General features: G+C 65.5%; 19 protein-coding genes. 11 read left to right on the top strand and 8 right to left on the bottom strand.

Annotation, left to right across the window (positions count from 1 at the left end; translation table 11 throughout):
- Positions 1 to 121: 121 nt before the first annotated feature.
- From BKM74_RS08745 to BKM74_RS08730, 4 genes are read left to right on the top strand one after another with little or no spacing between them, the layout of a single operon-like run.
- Entirely contained in the window at positions 122 to 1570 is a 1449-nt protein-coding gene (locus BKM74_RS08745) for an amidohydrolase family protein (protein WP_086465318.1), read from the top strand.
- 44 nt (positions 1571 to 1614) lie between these two features.
- On the top strand, positions 1615 to 2724 hold the full coding sequence (locus tag BKM74_RS08740) for a serine hydrolase domain-containing protein (RefSeq protein ID WP_086465317.1): 1110 nt from the start codon (positions 1615 to 1617) through the stop codon (positions 2722 to 2724).
- 8 nt (positions 2725 to 2732) lie between these two features.
- Positions 2733 to 3641, top strand: coding sequence for a DMT family transporter (locus tag BKM74_RS08735; RefSeq protein ID WP_086465316.1), 909 nt, complete (start codon positions 2733 to 2735; stop codon positions 3639 to 3641).
- Positions 3622 to 4584 carry a DMT family transporter gene (locus tag BKM74_RS08730; RefSeq protein WP_176342461.1) on the top strand — a complete coding sequence of 321 codons (963 nt, stop codon included), beginning with the start codon at positions 3622 to 3624 and terminating at the stop codon, positions 4582 to 4584. The genes BKM74_RS08735 and BKM74_RS08730 overlap by 20 nt, the downstream gene beginning before the upstream one ends.
- On the opposite strand, the gene BKM74_RS08725 is transcribed toward BKM74_RS08730, so the two are convergent.
- The 4 genes from BKM74_RS08725 to BKM74_RS08710 all read right to left on the bottom strand — a co-directional run bounded on the left by BKM74_RS08725 (position 4581) and on the right by BKM74_RS08710 (position 7216).
- Positions 4581 to 5381: a ZIP family metal transporter gene (locus BKM74_RS08725; RefSeq protein WP_086465314.1), complete on the bottom strand. Its 801-nt coding sequence runs from the start codon at positions 5379 to 5381 to the stop codon at positions 4581 to 4583. The two genes, BKM74_RS08730 and BKM74_RS08725, sit on opposite strands and share 4 nt — an antisense overlap.
- 86 nt (positions 5382 to 5467) lie before the next feature.
- Positions 5468 to 5947 (bottom strand): Dps family protein, encoded by a 480-nt coding sequence (locus tag BKM74_RS08720; RefSeq protein ID WP_086465313.1) that lies wholly within the window; start codon positions 5945 to 5947, stop codon positions 5468 to 5470.
- A gap of 58 nt (positions 5948 to 6005) precedes the next feature.
- A complete protein-coding gene (locus BKM74_RS08715; protein WP_086465312.1) occupies positions 6006 to 6563 on the bottom strand; it encodes a carboxymuconolactone decarboxylase family protein in 558 nt (185 codons plus the stop codon).
- A gap of 113 nt (positions 6564 to 6676) precedes the next feature.
- Positions 6677 to 7216, bottom strand: a complete 540-nt coding sequence (locus BKM74_RS08710) for a peroxiredoxin (protein ID WP_086465311.1) — start codon at positions 7214 to 7216, stop codon at positions 6677 to 6679.
- Positions 7217 to 7325: 109 nt separating this feature from the next.
- On the opposite strand from BKM74_RS08710, the gene BKM74_RS08705 reads away from it, so the two are divergent.
- The 5 genes from BKM74_RS08705 to BKM74_RS08685 are packed head-to-tail and all read left to right on the top strand — an operon-like array spanning position 7326 to position 11556.
- Complete coding sequence (locus tag BKM74_RS08705) at positions 7326 to 8237, top strand: hydrogen peroxide-inducible genes activator (protein WP_086465310.1); 912 nt, start codon at positions 7326 to 7328, stop codon at positions 8235 to 8237.
- Positions 8238 to 8266: 29 nt separating this feature from the next.
- Positions 8267 to 9250, top strand: a complete 984-nt coding sequence (locus tag BKM74_RS08700) for a zinc-dependent alcohol dehydrogenase (protein ID WP_086465309.1) — start codon at positions 8267 to 8269, stop codon at positions 9248 to 9250.
- Positions 9251 to 9260: 10 nt separating this feature from the next.
- Positions 9261 to 9665: a 6-pyruvoyl trahydropterin synthase family protein gene (locus BKM74_RS08695; RefSeq protein ID WP_086465308.1), complete on the top strand. Its 405-nt coding sequence runs from the start codon at positions 9261 to 9263 to the stop codon at positions 9663 to 9665.
- Entirely contained in the window at positions 9662 to 10702 is a 1041-nt protein-coding gene (locus BKM74_RS08690; RefSeq protein ID WP_086465307.1) for a glycosyltransferase family 4 protein, read from the top strand. Before BKM74_RS08695 ends, BKM74_RS08690 begins: the two co-directional genes overlap by 4 nt.
- The gene (locus tag BKM74_RS08685) at positions 10699 to 11556 is read left to right on the top strand and encodes a class I SAM-dependent methyltransferase (RefSeq protein WP_086465306.1); all 858 of its coding nucleotides are present in this window, start codon (positions 10699 to 10701) and stop codon (positions 11554 to 11556) included. The genes BKM74_RS08690 and BKM74_RS08685 overlap by 4 nt, the downstream gene beginning before the upstream one ends.
- On the opposite strand, the gene BKM74_RS08680 is transcribed toward BKM74_RS08685, so the two are convergent.
- From BKM74_RS08680 to BKM74_RS08670, 3 genes are read right to left on the bottom strand one after another with little or no spacing between them, the layout of a single operon-like run.
- Complete coding sequence (locus BKM74_RS08680) at positions 11553 to 12209, bottom strand: RibD family protein (protein WP_086465305.1); 657 nt, start codon at positions 12207 to 12209, stop codon at positions 11553 to 11555. The two genes, BKM74_RS08685 and BKM74_RS08680, sit on opposite strands and share 4 nt — an antisense overlap.
- Position 12210: 1 nt before the next feature.
- On the bottom strand, positions 12211 to 12822 hold the full coding sequence (locus BKM74_RS08675; RefSeq protein WP_086465304.1) for a YceI family protein: 612 nt from the start codon (positions 12820 to 12822) through the stop codon (positions 12211 to 12213).
- A complete protein-coding gene (locus tag BKM74_RS08670; RefSeq protein WP_086465303.1) occupies positions 12819 to 13565 on the bottom strand; it encodes a CDP-alcohol phosphatidyltransferase family protein in 747 nt (248 codons plus the stop codon). The genes BKM74_RS08675 and BKM74_RS08670 overlap by 4 nt, the downstream gene beginning before the upstream one ends.
- Positions 13566 to 13716: 151 nt before the next feature.
- Between BKM74_RS08670 and ggt the strand changes: the two genes are divergently transcribed.
- Positions 13717 to 15315, top strand: a complete 1599-nt coding sequence (gene ggt / locus BKM74_RS08665; protein ID WP_086465302.1) for a gamma-glutamyltransferase — start codon at positions 13717 to 13719, stop codon at positions 15313 to 15315.
- Positions 15316 to 15319: 4 nt separating this feature from the next.
- On the opposite strand, the gene BKM74_RS08660 is transcribed toward ggt, so the two are convergent.
- On the bottom strand, positions 15320 to 16537 hold the full coding sequence (locus tag BKM74_RS08660) for a multidrug effflux MFS transporter (RefSeq protein WP_086465301.1): 1218 nt from the start codon (positions 16535 to 16537) through the stop codon (positions 15320 to 15322).
- A gap of 219 nt (positions 16538 to 16756) precedes the next feature.
- Here BKM74_RS08660 and BKM74_RS08655 point away from each other — a divergent pair, with 219 nt between their 5' ends.
- Positions 16757 to 17356, top strand: coding sequence for a cysteine hydrolase family protein (locus tag BKM74_RS08655; RefSeq protein ID WP_086465300.1), 600 nt, complete (start codon positions 16757 to 16759; stop codon positions 17354 to 17356).

Raw genomic sequence — 17356 nt, 5'->3', positions numbered from 1 at the left:
TGGGCGTTAGGTGCCCCGTCGCGCCCGCGAAGTCAATGGCAGCGTGGAAATTCCCCCTTGCCTGCCGGGGCATTCTGCGGCCAACTTGATAGCGGTACTTACATTTAGGGATGTCCATGCGATGACCGAAACCACCGTAATCCGCAATGCCGACTGGGTCGTGGCCTTTGACAAGGCGAAAGGCGAGCATGTCTATCTGCGCGATGCCGATGTCGCCTTCGAGGGCAACCGTATCACCCATGTCGGCAAGGGCTACGAGGGCAAGGCGGATGTCGAGATCGACGGCCGCAACCGCGTCGTCATGCCGGGCATGATCAATGTCCATTCACACCCGACCAGCGAGCCGCTGCGCAAGGGCATCACCGACGAGACCCGCAGCCCCGGCTTCTGGCATTCCTCGCTCTACGAATATCTCTCCACCTTCGAGAACGACCCGGACGGCTATGCCGCCTGCATGCAGGTCGCGCTGGCCGAGCTGCTGATGAGCGGCTGCACCACCGTCGCCGATCTGTCCATCGCCTTTGATGGCTGGCTCGACACGCTGGCGGACAGCGGCATCCGTGCCGTCATCGCACCGATGTACCGCGATGCGCGCTGGTACACGACCGATGGCCATGAGCTGAAATATGACTGGAACAAGGAAAACGGCCGCAAGGGCTTCGAGAAGGCGGCGCGGCTGCTCGACCTCGCCAAGCAGCACCCGTCCGGGCGGCTGTCCGGCATGGTCTGCCCGGCGCAGATCGACACCTGCTCGCCGGAGCTGATCCGCGACAGCTATGACCTCGCCGTCGAGAAGAACCTGCCCTTCCAGATTCACGCCGCGCAGTCGGTGACCGAATTCCTGGAGATGCAGCGCCGGCATGGGCTGACGCCGATCCAGTGGATGGACTCCATCGGCGCGCTGGGCGAACACTCGATCATCGGCCATGGCATCTTCCTCGACCATCACCCCTGGCTGCACTGGACGACGCGCAAGGATCTGGGCCTGCTGGCCGATAGCGGCTCGACCGTGGCGCATTGCCCGACCGTGTTCGCGCGGCGCGGCATCACCCTGCGCACCTTCGGTGGCTATCTCCGCGCCGGGGTGAATATGGGCATCGGCACCGACACCTATCCGCATAATTTCCTGGAGGAGATGCGCTGCGTCGCCATGTATGCCCGCGTCATCGGCGAGAGCGTGGACGATCTGAACACCTCCGACGTGTTCAACGCCGCGACCATGGGCGGGGCCAAGGCCCTGCGCCAGCCGGACATCGGCGGCATCGCGCCGGGGTTCAAGGCCGATATCGTGCTGCTGGATGCCAGACACCCGGCGATGATGCCGCTGCGCGAACCGGTGCGCAGCCTAGTCTATGTCGCCGGCGACCGCGCGGTGAACGATGTGTTCGTCGATGGCAACCAGGTGGTGAAGGACGGCAAATGCCTGACCATCGATCTGCAGGCCGCCTCCGAGGCGCTGCAGGAGGCGCAGCAGCGCTCGCTGAAGAAAGTCTCGAAGCTGGACTGGAACGGCCGCAGCGCCGACGAGCTTGCGCCTATGGCCTATCGCACCGTTGACCGGCTAAACTGACTTCGAATCGTCACTCAACCTTCAAAAAAGAAACGCCCAAAACCATGACCAAGACCTATTTCCCGGCTGCCGGTTCCGATTGGGAACGGCAGGAGCCGGAAGCCGCCGGTTTCGATTCCGCCGCTCTTCAGGCCGCCGTCGATCATGCCGTCGCCAACGAGACCGGCTGGGACCGCGACATCATGAAAGTGCTGACCGAGGGCCATTTCGAGCCGCCGCCCTATAACGAGATCCTGGGGCCGGTGCGCGAGCGCGGCGGGCCGAACGGACTGATCCTGAAGGGCGGGCGCATCGTCGCCGAATGGGGCGACACCAACCGCGCCGACATGACTTTCTCGGTGTCCAAGAGCTATCTCTCGATCTGCGCCGGCCTTGCGATCAAGAAGGGGCTGATCAAGGACATCCACGCCGCGATCCACGAACTGGTAAAGGATGGCGGCTTCGACTCCGAGCAGAACCGCGACATCACCTGGCATCATTTGCTGCAGCAGACCAGCGAGTGGGAAGGCACGCTGTGGGACAAGCCGGATCTGCTGGACCGCCACCGCGACCTGACCAGCGAGGGCGCCAATTCCAAGAAGGGCACCCACCGCGACCTGCAGAAGCCAGGTACTTTCTGGGAATATAACGACATCCGCGTGAACCGGCTGTCGCTGGCCCTGCTCCGCGTGCTGGGCGAAGGCCTGCCCGCCGTGCTGAAGCGCGAGGTGATGGACCCGATCGACGCCTCGCAGGACTGGGAATGGCATGGCTACCGCAATTCCTATGTCGAGATCGGCGGTAAGCAGGTGCAGTCCGTCTCCGGCGGCGGCCATTGGGGCGGCGGCATGATGATCGGCTCGCGCGACCATGCCCGCGTTGGCCTGCTGATGGCCAACAAGGGCAAGTGGAACGGCACGGAAATCCTGCCGGAAAGCTGGATCGAGGCCTCGCTCCAGCCCTGCGACCTGCAGCCGATCTACGGCTATATGTGGTGGCTGAACACCGGCCGGAAACAGTATCCCAGCGCACCGGAGACCAGCTTCTTCGCGGTCGGCGCCGGCAATTCTATCATCTGGATGGACCCGGCGCACGATCTGGTCGCCGTGGTGCGCTGGATCGGCAAGCCGGGCATCGACGGTTTCTGCCGACGCGTGATGGAGGCGATGCGCTAGGGGGCGGTATGTCCTCCCCGGCCCCACACTCTGAACAGCCCGGCCTGCCCAACGCGGTGAAAGGCATCCTGTGCATGATCGTCGGATCGGCGATCATCACGCTGAACGACACCGCGATGAAATGGCTGACGACCGACGGCGTGCCTGTCGGACAGGTCATGTTCATCCGCGGCTGCGTCGCCATCCTGCTGGTCTATCTGACGATGCGCCGGCTGTTCGGCCGCGAATCGCTGCGGGTGAACAGCTGGAAGGCGCAGCTTGCCCGCGGCTTCCTGTTCTGGCTGGCCGCCTTCATCTACAACCACGCCCTGCATCACCTGCCGCTGGCGACCGCCATCAGCCTGTCCTTCGTCGCCCCGTTGTTCGTCACCGCGCTGGCGGTGCCGCTGCTGGGCGAGCGGGTCGGCTGGCGGCGCTGGACGGCGGTTCTGGTCGGCTTCGCCGGCATGCTGATCATGATGCGGCCGGGCGGCGACATCGTACTGGCCTTTGCCATGCTGCCGATCATCGCCGCCTTCGTCGGCGCGGTGCGCGACATCCTGACACGCAAGATGAGTGCCACCGAGACCTCCGCCTCGATCCTGATGGTCACCACGATCATGGTCACGCTGACCAGCGTGCCGACCGCCTTCGCCGGTGACTGGATCGTGCCGCGCGCCGATCATCTGGCGATCATGGTGGCCGCCGCCTGCTGCATGGTGCTGGCGCATTATCTGGTGATCGAGAGCCTGCGCCTCGCCGAGGCTGGCCTCGTGGTGCCGTTCAAATACACCCAGCTGATCTGGGGTGCGGTCATCGGCTTCGTGATCTGGGGCTATGTGCCGGATATCTGGCAATGGATCGGTGCCGCCGTGGTGGTCGGCAGCGGGCTGTTCATCTTCCGACGGGAGGCGACGCTTGCCCGACAGAGACGATAGGCCGGCAGCGATCCCGCTGCCCAGCTCGCCGACCGCGCAGTCGGCGGCACCGGTGCGGCCGGTCTCGGTCTCGACCGCGCCGGGCAAGGGCATTGGCCTGACCGTCGGCGGCACGGCGATCATCACCTTCAACGACGCCATCATGAAGTGGCTGTCGGCCTTCCTGCCAGTCGGCGAGGCGCTGTTCATGCGCGGCGGCTTCGCCATCCCCTTCATCTGCCTGCTGGCGGTGCTGACCGGCGGCTGGCGTACCCTGCGCGTCGGCCGCTGGAAGGCGCAGCTGCTGCGCGGCGCGCTGGTCGTCGCCGGCTCCTATTTCTTCTTCTATTCGGTGAAGTATCTGCCGCTGGCCGATGTCGTCGCCATCGGCTTCGCCGGGCCGCTCTTTACCACCGCGCTGGCGCCGTTCTTCCTGGGCGAGCGCGTCGGCTGGCGGCGCTGGGCCGCCGTGCTGATCGGCTTCGCCGGGGTGCTGCTGATGGTCCGCCCGCAGGCAGCGATGACGGGCGAACTCGGCTGGATCGTGCTGTTGCCGCTGTGCGGCGCCTGCACCGGCGCTGTCCGCGATATCGTCACCCGCAAGCTGATGGCGACCGAGACCACCTCCGGCACGCTGCTGGTGACCACCTTCTGCGTGACGCTGTCCGGCCTCCTCACCTGGCCGCTGGGCTGGGTGCCGCTGGACACAAAGCTGGTGCTGCTGCTGGCCGCCACCAGCGTGCTGCTGGCCTCGGCGCATTTCCTGCTGATCACCGCCTACCGCTTCGCCGAGGCGGCGCTGATCGCGCCCTTCCGCTTCATCAACCTGCTCTGGGCGACGATCTTCGGCTATCTGTTCTGGGGTGATGTGCCGAACGCAACCATGCTGGCCGGCGCCGCTGTGGTTATCGGTTCCAACCTGTTCATCTGGCACCGCGAAACGCGGCTGGCGAAGCGCAACTAGATCGCGGCGTCCAGGAACATCATGGTGACGAAACCGGCCATCAGCGAGAAGGTGGCCGGCGTCTCGTAGCCGTTGCGATGGGTCTCGGGGATGACCTCGTGGCTGATGACGAAGATCATGGCGCCCGCCGCCGCCGCCAGCGCCCAGGGCAGGGCCGGCTCCACGACGCTGACCAGCGCCGCGCCGATGAAGCCGCCGAACACCTCGACCACGCCGGTCAGCAGCGCGATGCCGATGGCCACCGCGCGGCTGTAGCCCAGCCCGAGCATGACCAGCGCCACGATAAAGCCTTCCGGCAGGTTCTGAATGAAAATGCCGCTGGTCAGCGACAGACCGTTCGAGATATCGCCGCCGCCAAAACCGACGCCGACCGCCAGCCCTTCCGGGAAATTATGGAAGGTGATAGCCAGCACGAACAGCCAGACCCGCCGGATTTCAACGGCATCGGCATTCTCCGGCCCCTTGATGAGATGCTCATGCGGCAGATAGCGGTGCACGATATAGAGGGAATAGGCGCCGATCATCATGCCAACGATGACGACGACGACACCGCTCATCGCGCTGCCATATTGTGCCGCGCCGATATCGATGCCCTGCACGATCAGCGAGAAGCAGGCGGCCGCCAGCATGACGCCGGCAGCGTAGCCCAGCATCATGTCCTGGGTGCGCTGAGAGATCGTGGTTACCGCGAAAACAGGCAGCGCGCCGACGCCGGTCGCCGCACCGGCGGCCAGGCTGGCGATCACGCCAATCCAGATCATCGGCAGGCCGGCAAAGAACAGTTCGACGCTTGCCATCAAGGGTTCTCTCGTTATGCACACGCAAAAAGGCGCCGGACTTTTTAAGCTGGCCCGTCGCCCGATGCGAGACTATTCGGCAATGCCTATTGCAGCATGCTGCGCAGCATCCAGGCAGTCTTCTCGTGAATCTGCATGCGCTGAGTCAGCAGATCAGCGGTCGGCTCGTCGCTCGCCTTCTCGGCCAGCGGGAATACCTCCCGCGCCGTGCGGGTGACCGCTTCCTGATCCTTGACCAGTTGGGCGATCATCTCCTCGGCCGACGGCACCTCGGTTGCTTCCTTCACCGTGGACAGCTTGGCGAACTGCGAATAGCTGCCCGGTGCCGGAAAACCCAGAGCCCGGATACGCTCAGCGATCTCGTCCACCGCCAGCGCCAGCGCGGTGTACTGCGTCTCGAACATCAGATGCAGCGTGTTGAACATCGGACCCGTCACGTTCCAGTGGAAATAATGGGTCTTCAGATACAGCGTGTAGGTATCAGCCAGCAGTCGGGACAGCCCGTCCGCGATCGCCTTGCGGTCCTTCTTGCCGATGCCGATATCGATTTCCGTGCTCGTGCCCATCCGACTCTCCTTCCGGTTGCCGAGGATGACCCTGGGGGATGGCCGATAGTAACCTGGGTTACGCGGCCTCCTGCGCCTTGTTAACCTGCGCGCTCACAGCCTCCGCTTCAAGGGTGACGGCGACCGCATGCACGACAGAGGCGATGCGGATCGCGGCCTGGATGGCCTCGCTCTTCAGCCCGCCCTTGCGCAGTTCATGTTCGTGCGAATCGATGCACATGCCGCAGCCATTGACGGCGGAGACGGCAAGGCTCCACAGCTCGAAATCAACCTTCTCCACACCCGGCTTGCCGATGACGTTCATCCGCAGCCGCGCCGGCATGGTGCTGTATTCCTCGTTCGAGGACAGGTGCACGAAGCGGTAATAGATGTTGTTCATGCCCATGATCGCGGCGGCGGCGCGCGCGGCGGTCAGCGCCTCGGGCGACAGCTTCTCGGCCGCCTGCGCCTCGATTGCGGCAATCACACCCGCATTGCGCGAGGCGATGGCAGAAGCGAGGAAAGTGCCCCACAGCTGCTGCTGGGTCAGGGTCTCCTCATCGGCGAGGCTGGACAGGTTCAGCTTCAGGTCGCGCGCGTAATCGGGCAGCGCGCTCTTCAATGTGTCGATGCTCATGGCAGGCTCCTTCGAGAGGGATTGCAAAAAGGGCAGGTCGGCGGACAGGTCACCCGCGGGGGATGAGAGGGATGAGATGACGGGCGTCCCATCCGCCGTTCCTCAGGCGCTGTTTAGGCGGCCTTGAGGGTCTCTTCGCCCTTCTGCCAGTTGCACGGGCACAGCTCGTCGGTCTGCAGCGCGTCGAGCACCCGGATGACTTCCTTCGGGTTGCGGCCGACCGACAGGTCGTTCACCGACACGAAGCGGATGATGCCGTCCGGATCGACGATGAAGGTGGCGCGGTTGGCAACACCCTCTTCCTTGTCGAGGATGCCGAGGGCTGCGCTCAGCTCCTTCTTGATGTCGGCCAGCCACGGATAGGTGACAGCCTTCAGGTCATCGCGGCTCTGGCGCCAGGCCACATGGACGAATTCGGAGTCGGTGGAGGCGCCGACCAGCACGGCGTCGCGATCCGCGAAATCCTCGTTCAGCTCGCCGAACGCCACGATCTCGGTCGGACACACGAAGGTGAAGTCCTTCGGCCAGAAGACATAGACCTTCCACTTGCCCTCGAAGCTGTCCTGGTTCAGAACCGGGAAATCCTTCGGCAGCTCGGCCGACTCGACGGCCTTCAGGGAAAATGCGGGGAACTTGTCGCCAATGGTAAGCATAATGCGGTATCTCCATAAATTGGGTTCGGTTAAGCCGACACAGGAAACATGCTGCACCGCACTCATTCTTTCCAATGAGTTAATTCGATAATTACAATCGATAAAATCAATGACCCAACTTCCTACCCTGAAGCAGCTCCGCTATCTCGTCGCACTGGCCGAACATCATCATTTCGGCCGGGCCGCCGAGGCCTGTTTCGTCACCCAATCCACGCTCAGCGCCGGCATTCAGGAGCTGGAGACATTGCTGGGCACGGTTCTGGTGGACCGCGGCAAGCGCACAATCATCTTCACGCCCGTGGGCGAGGCCGTGCTGCACCGCGCTAGGAAGCTCCTCAGCGACGCGGAAGAACTGGTGGAGGAAGCCGCCGCCGGGCGTCAGCCCATGAGCGGCAGATTGCGCATGGGCGTCATCCCGACGGTGGGGCCGTTCCTGCTGCCGCGCATCCTGCCCGCCCTGCGTGAGACCTACCCCTCCTTGAAACTGTACCTGACGGAGGACCGCACCGAACGGCTGGTCGAACAGTTGAAGGATGGCACGCTGGATATCCTGCTGCTGGCCCTGCCCTATGATGCCGGCGACGTGGAAAGTGCCGTGCTGGGGGAAGACCGCTTCTACTTCGCCTGCCCGGCCAATCATCCGCTGGCCCAGCAGAACCTGATCCCGGCGGAGGCACTGAAGGACGAAAGCCTGCTGCTGCTGGAAGAAGGCCATTGCCTGCGCGACCATGCGCTGGCCGCCTGCCAGATGGAAAGCGCCCGTAACGCGCAGGGCTTCCGGGCCACCAGCCTGCACACGCTGGTGCAGATGGTCGATAACGGGCTGGGCGTCACGCTGCTGCCGAAGCTGGCGCTCGACGGCAAGCTGCTGGATGGTACAAGGCTGGTCGCGCGGCCGATGGACGATGCCGAGGCGAAGCGCGAGATTGGGCTGATCTGGCGGCGCGGCACAGCCCGGCGCGCGGAATTCCAGCTTCTCGCCGATTTCTTGAAAGCGCAGATGGCCGCGCTATCTACCTGACGTCAAAGCATTTCCGGCAGGATTATCGAATGACAGCCAACACAGCCCGCGCCTTCTGGATCGACCGGCCCGGCAAGGGCGCGATCCGCGAGGAAAGCCTGCCGGATCTGGCCGAGGGGGAGGTTCGTGTGCGCACCCTCTACAGCGCTGTCAGCCGGGGTACGGAGAGCCTGGTCTTCCAGGGCAAGGTGCCGCAGAGCCAGTGGCAGGCGATGCGCGCGCCCTTCCAGGGTGGGTTCTTCCCGGCGCCGCTGAAATATGGCTACATCAATGTCGGTGTGGTCGAGGCTGGCGCCCTGCCCGCCGGCACGCCGGTCTTCTGCCTGTATCCGCACCAGGACCGCTATGTCGTGCCGGCCGAGGCCGTTACCACCCTGCCCGCCAGCCTGCCGCCGCAGCGCGCCGTGCTGGCCGCCAATATGGAAACTGCGATCAATGGTTTGTGGGATGCCGCGCCGCTGGTCGGCGACCGCATCGCGGTGATCGGCGCCGGCGTGGTCGGCTGCCTCGCCGCTTTTCTGGCCAGCCGCATACCTGGCATACAGGTCGAGCTGATCGATATCGACCCGGCCAAGGCCGCCATCGCCGAGGCGCTGGGTCTGCCCTTCGCACTGACCCGCGACGCCATCCGCGATGCCGATATCGTCATCCATGCCAGCGGCAACCCGATGGGGCTGCAAAGCGCTCTTACCCTCGCCGCCTATGAGGGCACGATCCTGGAAATGAGCTGGTATGGCAGCACACTGGTTCCTCTACCATTAGGCGAAGAGTTTCACTCCAAGAGATTGATCCTGAAGTCATCCCAGGTTGGCGGCGTATCCCCCGCCCGGCGCGCCCGGCGTTCCTATGCCGACCGTATGGCGCTGGCCCTGTCACTGCTCGCCGATGACCGGCTGGACGCGCTGATTACCGGCGAAAGCCCGTTCGAGGAACTGCCGGAGCTGATGGTGACACTCTCCACCACCCCTTCCGGTACTCCCATTGGCACTCTGTGCCACCGCATCCGTTACTGAGGAAATCCCGATGTTCAGCGTCACCGTCCGCGACCATTTCATGATCGCCCACAGCTTCGTCGGCGAAGTCTTCGGCCCCGCCCAGGCGCTGCACGGTGCTACCTATGTGGTGGATGTCGAATTCCGCCGCGCGAAGCTGGACAGCGACAGCATCGTCGTCGATATCGGCCGCGCGACCGAGGCGCTGAAAGCCGTGCTGGCCGAATTCAACTTCAAGAATCTGGACGACGAGGCACAGTTTCGCGGCCAGAACACCACCACCGAGTTCATGGCCAAGGTGGTGTTCGACCGCATGGCGGCACGCATTGCTTCCGGCGATCTCGGCGCGCAGGCCGGCGGCCTCGCTGGCATGAAGGTGGTCCTGCACGAAAGCCACGCCGCCTGGGCCGCCTATGAGGGCAGTCTTCCGGCGTGAACATTCTGCATTTCCTGCTGCCGGGCGATCCGGACAGCCGTACCGGCGGCTATCTCTACGATGCCCGCATCACCGCCGGGCTGGAGGCGCTTGGCTGGACAATCCATCACCACCGGCTGGCCGACAATTTCCCCTTCCCCGGTGCGGCCGAGCTGGCACATACGGCGGAAATTCTGGCTGGTATTCCCGATGACGCTCGGGTGCTGATCGACGGGCTGGCGCTTGGCTTGCTGCCCACCGTGATCGCGCCGCATGCCGCGCGGCTGCGCCTTGTTGGGTTGGTGCATCACCCGCTGGCGGAGGAAACCGGACTGGACGAGGCCGCCCGGCACTGGCTGTTCGAGAGCGAGAAAGCGGCGCTGGCGATGGTCCGCCATAGCATCGTCACCAGCCCCTTCACCGCCAGCGCCCTTGCCGATTATGGCGTGCCGGCAGAGCGTGTGACGGTGATCCTGCCCGGTACCGACCCCGCTCCCGTCGCGAAGGGCGGCGGCGGCCCTGGCCTGAATATCCTTGCCGTCGGCACGCTGACGCCGCGCAAGGGGCATGATGTGCTGCTGACCGCGCTGGGTACACTTCTCCATCATGACTGGACGCTGACGCTGGCCGGCGGCGCGCGCGACAAAGCGACAGCGGACCTCGTCGAAAAACTGATTCAGGACAAGAGCTTGTCCGACCGAATCACCCTTCTTGGAGAGGTCGATGCTGAGGCTCTGGCCGCCCTCTACGACCGGGCCGATCTGTTCGCGCTGGCCTCGCATTATGAGGGCTATGGCATGGTGTTCGCCGAGGCGTTGGCGCGTGGCCTGCCGGTCCTCAGCACAACCGGCGGCGCGATCCCGACGACTGTGCCGGGCGATGCCGGGCTGCTGGTACCGCCGGGCGATGCCGACGCCTTCGCGCAAGCGCTGGAAAAGCTGATGGCCGATACCAACCTGCGCCAGAGCCTGCGCCAGGGCGCGCTGAAAGCCCGCACAACCTTGCCGCACTGGCCAGATCAGGCCCGCGCCTTCGCCCGGATTCTGGAAACGCTATGAGCGGATTCTCCCCCGACTGGCTTACCCTGCGTGCGCCCTATGACGCCGCCGCACGCGACAAGGCGCTGCTGGAGCGGTTGCGCGACTGGCGGGTGCGGATGGGCGAGATCGGCATTCTCGATCTTGGCTGCGGCACCGGTGCCTCCTTAAGGGCGCTGGCGCCGCTGCTGGGCGGACGGCAGTGCTGGATAATGGCTGACCATGATCCGGCGCTGCTGAAGGCGATCCCGGACCACACCGCCCGCTGGGCGGCGGCGGCCGGCCATGTGATGGCCGGCAATACCGTGACCGGCAAGGGCTTTTCCGCCAAATTCGCGCCACAGCACGCCGATCTGTCCGCTCGGATGGATGCCCTGCCGCTGGATGGTGTGAGGCTGCTCACCGCCTCTGCGCTGATCGATCTGGTGTCCGCCGACTGGCTGGCGCGGCTGGTGGATTTCTGCCGGCTGCATAGCCTCGCCTGCTATGCCGCCCTCAGCTATGACGGACGCCTGGACTGGACCCCGGTGGACCGGCTGGATACGGAGATGCACACACTGTTCGACCGGCATCAGCGCGGCACCAAGAGCTTCGGCCCGGCGCTCGGTCCCGATGCCGCACCAGCAGCGGCAGCAGCCTTCAGGGCCGCCGGATTCACGGTCGAGACCGGCCGCAGCGACTGGCAGCTGGAAGCCGAAGACCGGGACATGCAGGAAGCGCTGCTGGCCGGCTATGTCCAGGCCACGCTGGAGATCGCGCCGGATCGCGCCGGAGAGATCGAGCATTGGCGGCAGCGCCGCCGCTTCGCCATCGGCGCCGGCACCAGCCGCCACCGCGTCGGGCATACCGACCTGCTGGCGCTGCCGCCCACCTAAGCCCGCATCCCGAGATAGAAGTCGAACAGCACGTCTGTGCCCATCGGAAGGATGCGGCCGGGCGGCCGCAGCGCGCTGTCCAGACTGTCGATCACCGGCAGGGTGATGGCGGGAATGCCGGAGCCGATCAGCATCGGCGCCACCGCGATCTGTAACCGGTCCAGCAGCCCGGCCTGCAGGAATGTCGAGACGGTGCGCCCGCCGCCCTCAATGAAAATGCGGTTAAGGCCGAGTCCGCGCAGCGTTGCCAGAATATCAGCAGGCGCCATACCATCCGGCCCTGATGTCACAAGCAGCCTTTCGCCAGGCCCCTCGGCAATTCCCGTCAGCACCAGCGTCCGCGCCGCTCCGTCAGTGAATATCTTGCGGTCCGCTGGCAGGCGGCCCATCGGGTCGATCACCGCGCGCACCGGGTTGCGCCCCGGCACATGGCGTACGGTCAGCGCCGGATCGTCCGCCGCCACTGTGCCGGCGCCGACCAGCACGCAATCGGCCAGCGCGCGCAGCCGGTGCAGATGGACGATATTCTCCTGCCCCGTCACATAATGCGACTTGCCGCTGGCCGTCGCGATGCGCCCGTCCAGGCTCTGGCCGAGATGGGCGAGCACCCAGGGCCCCGTCTCCAGCCCGGCGCAGGGATCGTCATCCGCCATGCTATTGCCGGATCGCCTCGGCCTCGATGATGAGATCGACCCTGTCGCCGACCAGGCCATTCTCGACCGCGTACATCATGCCGAAGTCGCTGCGCTTGAAGCTGCCGCGCGCGGAGATGCCAGTGACGAAGTTCGGCTTGGACAGCAGGCCGCCGCCGAACGGGTATTCGCCACTCTTGTTCCAGGTCACCTCCAGCGTGACCGGCTTGGTGACGCCGAGGATGGTGAGGTCTCCGGTGACCTTGCCGGTACGCTCCCCGGTCGGTTCGCTGCCGGTCATGGTGAAAATGATCTCGGGAAACTCCCCGGCATTCAGGAAATCCGGCCCGCGCAGATGCTCGTCGCGCTTGTCGTGCGCGGTATAGACGCTGGCACTGTCGATGGTGACCGTGAGGTCGGAAAGCTGGCGCGTCTCGCGGTCGAAGCGGAAGCTGCCCTCGGCCTCGCGGAACAGGCCCAGCACCTTGGCATAGCCAATGTGATCGACCAGGAAGCCGATCGACAGATGCTCCGGGTCAATCTTGTAGGCCTCCGGCGCTGCTTCGGCGCGCGCGGCACCCAGCATCAGCACGGCTGCCATCATCAGCGCGGGAAGTTGCCGCATTCGGGTCATGGCGTTTGCTCCTTCTTTTCCGTTCGATACAGCCCGAAACTATCGATGGCGAATGAGGCACTCACAAGGCCGGCCGCCAGCGCCGCCAGGGCAATCGCCGCGATATCCGGCAGGCCGGGCACCAGCGCGCCGACAAGGGCAATGGCCTGTACCACGAACACACTCTTGCGGCGCAGGCTGGGCGGCAGCGGCCGGTCGTAGCGCGGCATCAGCGCGAGCCAGGCGAGGAACAGGTAACGCAATGCCCCGCACAGCACGACCCAGGGCCCGGCCGCCGTGCCTTCGGCCACCAGCAGCGCCAGCACCAGGATCAGGAAGCCATCGACCTCCATGTCGAAGCGCGCGCCGTAGGCGCTGGCGAGGCCGAAGCGCCGGGCCAGCCATCCGTCCAGCCCGTCCAGCGCCAGCAATGCCGCCGCCATCAGTGGCAGCAGCCAGCCGAGAGCCGCAGCATCATCCGCCCAGCCGACGAAGCCTGCCAGCAGGCACACGCCGGCGGCGCGCGTCAGCGTCACCAGATTGGCCGCACCGAAGCGGGTGTGCGGCGCGTGATATCCCAGCCCCCGGATCAAGAAGCCGCCGATCAGCGCGAAGGGCAGCAGACTCTGCGCGATCCTGAGAGGGTGCGCCATCTGGCCGATCAGCAATGCCAGCAGGACCGCCGCCATCAGCGCCACGGCCAGAAACGTGCCCCAGCGCAAACGCGGCGTCACCGATCTGCTAGCGCCGTCCAGAATGCTCATTGCCCTTGGCCTCACGATAATTCATGACAGTTCATATGCCGTAACGCTTGACCGCGCCCCTGCGCTCTGAAAGATGGCACTCGACATGCCGCCCTCGCCAGTTCCACACCGGCGCGGCACTTTGCAAACATATAAATAAGATGGACGCCCCATGAGAGACTTCCACCGCCCCGGCCGTTCGCCGGTCTATGCCCAGAATGCCGCTGTCGCCACCTCGCACCCGCAGGCGACGCTGGCCGCGCTGAATATCCTGCAGCAGGGCGGCAACGCCGTCGATGCCGCCGTCGCCGCCGTGGCGCTGCTGGGCGTCATCGAACCGGCGATGACCGGCATCGGTGGCGATTGCTTCGTGCTCTACGTGCCCAAGGGCAAAGGCAAGGTGATCGCGCTGAACGGGTCCGGCAAGGCCCCGGCCGCCGCCCGCGCCGAATGGTATGCCGAACGCGGCGAGACCACGCAGGCGCTGAACAGCCCGCATGGCGTCACCATTCCGGGCGCCGTCGCCGCCTGGGACCGGCTGGTCGCCGATCACGGCACGAAGTCTCTGGGCGAACTCCTGCAGCCGGCCATCAAGGCCGCCGAGGAAGGCTTCGTCGTCGCCCCGAAGGTCGGCAGCGACTGGGCCGGCGATGCGCCGCGCCTGGCCGCCGATCCGGTCAGCAGCAAGATCGTACTGGTGGATGGCAAGGCCCCGGCCATCGGCTCCGTCTTCAAGGCGCCGCTGCTGGCGGCCACGCTGAAGAAGATCGCGGCAAAGGGCCGGGACGGTTTCTATACCGGCGAGGTGGCGGAGGATATCGTCAGCCATCTGAACAGCCGCGGCGGCCTGCATACGCTGGAGGATTTCGCCAGCGCCGCGCCGGAATATGTCGAGCCGATCAAGACCACCTACAAGGGTCTCGACATCTATGAATGCCCGCCGAACGGCCAGGGCATCACCGCGCTGATCATCCTGAACATCCTGTCCGGCTTCGACCTGAAGGATACCGGCCTCAGCGAGGCCGACCGCATCCATCTGCTGGCCGAGGCAACCAAGCTGGCCTATCACCAGCGCGACGATTATATCGGCGATCCGGCCCAGGTGAAGATCCCGGTGGAGAAGATCCTGAGTTCCGGCTATGCCGACGCGCTGCGCGCCCGCATCGATATGGGCAAGGCCGGCGCGCCGGTCTCCGTCGATGTGGACAGCGTCGAGCACAAGGACACCACCTATCTCTGTGTGGTGGACAAGGACGGCAACGCGATCTCCTTCATCAACTCGGTGTTCCACGGCTTCGGCAGCACCATCGTCACGCCGAAGACCGGCGTGGTGCTGCAGAATCGCGGGTTGTCGTTCAAGTTTGCGCCGGGTCATGTGAATTCCATCGCGCCGGGCAAGCGGCCGATGCACACCATCATCCCGGCGATGGCGATGAAGGGCGATACCTGCGTCGGCCCGTTCGGCGTGATGGGCGGCCAGTACCAGTCCACCGGCCATGCCGGCTTCATCTCCAACATGCTGGATCGCGGCATGGACATCCAGGAGGCGATGGACGCCCCCCGGACCTTTGCCTATGCCGGCCCGCTGCAGGTGGAAAACGGCGTCGATGCGGCGACCATCGCCGATCTGGAAAAGCGCGGCCACACGGTCGAGCGCGCCCCGGCGAAGAAGCCGATCGGCGGCAGCCAGGCGATCTTCCGCGATCTGGAGACCGGCGTTCTGGTCGCCGGGTCCGACCCGCGCAAGGATGGCTGCGCGCTGGGCTACTAAGCGGCTAATCGCCGGAACGGACCTCGCTCAGGGTGGCTCTGGCCGCCCTGAGCCGGCTGCGGCAGGCAAACACGAAGGCGCCATAGCCCAGCGCCGTGCAGACCGCCATCATGATGACCAGCGGCCAGGCGCTATCGGACAGGGCGTGGCCGATGATGAAGGTCAACAGGCCGCCCAGCGCCATCTGCGAGAATCCGAGCATGCCGGAGGCCGATCCGGCAACGCCGGGATCCACGCTGATCGCCCCCGACACCCCGCTCGGCTGGCTGACGCCATTGCCCATGGCGATCAGCCCCATCGGCGCGAACAGTCCAGCCAGCGACAGCGGAACCCAGAGCGCCGCCGTGATCATCGCCAGCACCCCCGCCGTCGAGATCGCCACGCCGAGCCGGATCATCCGATCGACGCCATAGCGCATGCTGAGCCGCCCGGCGATGAAGCTGCCCCCCATATAGCCGACCGCCACCAGGATGAAATAAATCCCGTAATCCTGCGGCGAAGCGCGGATCAGCTCGATCACCACATAGGGTGCCCCGCCGATGAAGGCGAAGAAGGCGCCGGTGGAGAAGGCGACCGACAGCGCATAGCCGGCATAGACCGGCTGGCGCGCCAGCCTGCCATAGATCCTAACCATGGCCCCGAGCCCCGCCCCTTCGACCCGCTGGAAATTGGTTTCATGCAGCCAGCGCGCGGCCGCGGCCACGACCAGCGCGCCGAATCCCGCGACGAACAGGAAACTCGCCTGCCAGCCGAACCAGGATTCGAGATAGCCGCCAATGGCGGGGGCGATGGCCGGCGCCACCGCCATCGCCATGACGATATAGGCCAGCACGCTGGCCGCCCGGTCGCGGGTGTAGATATCGCGGACAATGGCGCGGGTCAGCACCATGCCGGCGCAGCCGCCCAGCGCCTGCGCGATGCGCCCCAGGATCAGGAATTCGACCGTCGGCGCGACCATCGCCGCGAGACTGGCCAGAACATAGAGCGTCAGCCCGCCCAGCAGCACCGGACGCCGCCCGAACCTGTCCGACAAGGGGCCATAGAACAACTGCCCCACTGCCACACCCACCAGGAACAGGGTCAGGCTGAGCTGTATCGTCGCGTAATCGGTGGCGAAGACACGCGCCATGTTTGGCATGGAGGGCTGAAAGATATTCAGCGCCAGCGGGCCGGTCATGGTCACCGCGATCAGCATCGCTGTCGGCGGCGTCCGGCGTTGCATCAGGCCTTCCAGGGGCATTGCATACCATGTGGTGAAAGGAAAAATCTGGCGCGCCATCTTCCCGTAAAAGTAGCACGAGAGATAAAACCTCAATATCCCGCTTGTGCAGACCGGTTCAACGAAATACCGGCCCGTCCGTCCGCCGTGCGGCCGCTTCCCTGAAAGGAAGAAAGGTTCTAGCTTGTGCGGCAAATCAACGAACTGACCAGAGGAACTCCCATGACCGGCCCGAAAACCCTGCTTGAGATGTCCGGCGCACCGCTGACCCCATCGGCGCTGTCGCAAGCGGCCGTCATCTCGATCGACTGCCAGAACGAATATGTGACCGGCCCGCTGGCGCTGCCCGGCGTGGCGAGCGCGCTGGCCGAATGCGCCCGCGTGATCACCGCCGCACGCGCGGCCGGCGCGCCGGTCATCCACATCGCCCATCGCGGCAAGCCCGGCGGCGCGTTCGATGCCGATGCACCGCGCGGGCAGATCGCCGAGCCCGTGAAACCAGCTGAAGGCGAACAGGTGATCTGGAAGCCGCTGCCCAATTCCTTCGCCCAGACCGATCTGGATGCGGCGGTGAAGGCAACCGGCCGCAAGGAGCTAATCGTGATCGGCTTCATGACGCATATGTGCGTCAGCTCCACGGTGCGTGCCGCGCTCGACCTCGGCTATCGCTGCACCATCGTGGAGAGCGCCTGTGCCACCCGCGACCTGCCGGCGCCGGGCGGCGGGGTGATCGGCGCCACGGAACTGCACCGCGCCTCGCTGGCGGCGCTGTCCGACCGTTTCGCCATCATCGCGCCGGACGCGGCTGCCCTGCCCGCCTAA

Origin of the sequence: Oceanibaculum nanhaiense, assembly GCF_002148795.1 — a bacterium.
Taxonomy (GTDB): Bacteria; Pseudomonadota; Alphaproteobacteria; order Oceanibaculales; family Oceanibaculaceae; genus Oceanibaculum; species Oceanibaculum nanhaiense.
Note: the sequence above shows the minus strand (reverse complement) of the source record. Positions and strands in the feature narration are given on the sequence as shown.

Excerpts from the sequence above, each read along its gene's own strand:
- BKM74_RS08685 (WP_086465306.1), top strand. The coding sequence starts at position 10,699 with ATGAGCGGATTCTCCCCCGACTGGCTTACCCTGCGTGCGCCCTATGAC.
- BKM74_RS08705 (WP_086465310.1), top strand. The coding sequence starts at position 7,326 with ATGACCCAACTTCCTACCCTGAAGCAGCTCCGCTATCTCGTCGCACTG.
- BKM74_RS08715 (WP_086465312.1), bottom strand. The coding sequence starts at position 6,563 with ATGAGCATCGACACATTGAAGAGCGCGCTGCCCGATTACGCGCGCGAC.
- BKM74_RS08700 (WP_086465309.1), top strand. The coding sequence starts at position 8,267 with ATGACAGCCAACACAGCCCGCGCCTTCTGGATCGACCGGCCCGGCAAG.
- BKM74_RS08735 (WP_086465316.1), top strand. The coding sequence starts at position 2,733 with ATGTCCTCCCCGGCCCCACACTCTGAACAGCCCGGCCTGCCCAACGCG.
- BKM74_RS08695 (WP_086465308.1), top strand. The coding sequence starts at position 9,261 with ATGTTCAGCGTCACCGTCCGCGACCATTTCATGATCGCCCACAGCTTC.
- BKM74_RS08720 (WP_086465313.1), bottom strand. The coding sequence starts at position 5,947 with ATGGGCACGAGCACGGAAATCGATATCGGCATCGGCAAGAAGGACCGC.
- BKM74_RS08655 (WP_086465300.1), top strand. The coding sequence starts at position 16,757 with ATGACCGGCCCGAAAACCCTGCTTGAGATGTCCGGCGCACCGCTGACC.
- BKM74_RS08745 (WP_086465318.1), top strand. The coding sequence starts at position 122 with ATGACCGAAACCACCGTAATCCGCAATGCCGACTGGGTCGTGGCCTTT.
- BKM74_RS08725 (WP_086465314.1), bottom strand. The coding sequence starts at position 5,381 with ATGGCAAGCGTCGAACTGTTCTTTGCCGGCCTGCCGATGATCTGGATT.
- BKM74_RS08670 (WP_086465303.1), bottom strand. The coding sequence starts at position 13,565 with ATGAGCATTCTGGACGGCGCTAGCAGATCGGTGACGCCGCGTTTGCGC.
- BKM74_RS08680 (WP_086465305.1), bottom strand. The coding sequence starts at position 12,209 with ATGGCGGATGACGATCCCTGCGCCGGGCTGGAGACGGGGCCCTGGGTG.
- BKM74_RS08675 (WP_086465304.1), bottom strand. The coding sequence starts at position 12,822 with ATGACCCGAATGCGGCAACTTCCCGCGCTGATGATGGCAGCCGTGCTG.
- BKM74_RS08660 (WP_086465301.1), bottom strand. The coding sequence starts at position 16,537 with ATGCAACGCCGGACGCCGCCGACAGCGATGCTGATCGCGGTGACCATG.
- ggt (WP_086465302.1), top strand. The coding sequence starts at position 13,717 with ATGAGAGACTTCCACCGCCCCGGCCGTTCGCCGGTCTATGCCCAGAAT.
- BKM74_RS08740 (WP_086465317.1), top strand. The coding sequence starts at position 1,615 with ATGACCAAGACCTATTTCCCGGCTGCCGGTTCCGATTGGGAACGGCAG.
- BKM74_RS08710 (WP_086465311.1), bottom strand. The coding sequence starts at position 7,216 with ATGCTTACCATTGGCGACAAGTTCCCCGCATTTTCCCTGAAGGCCGTC.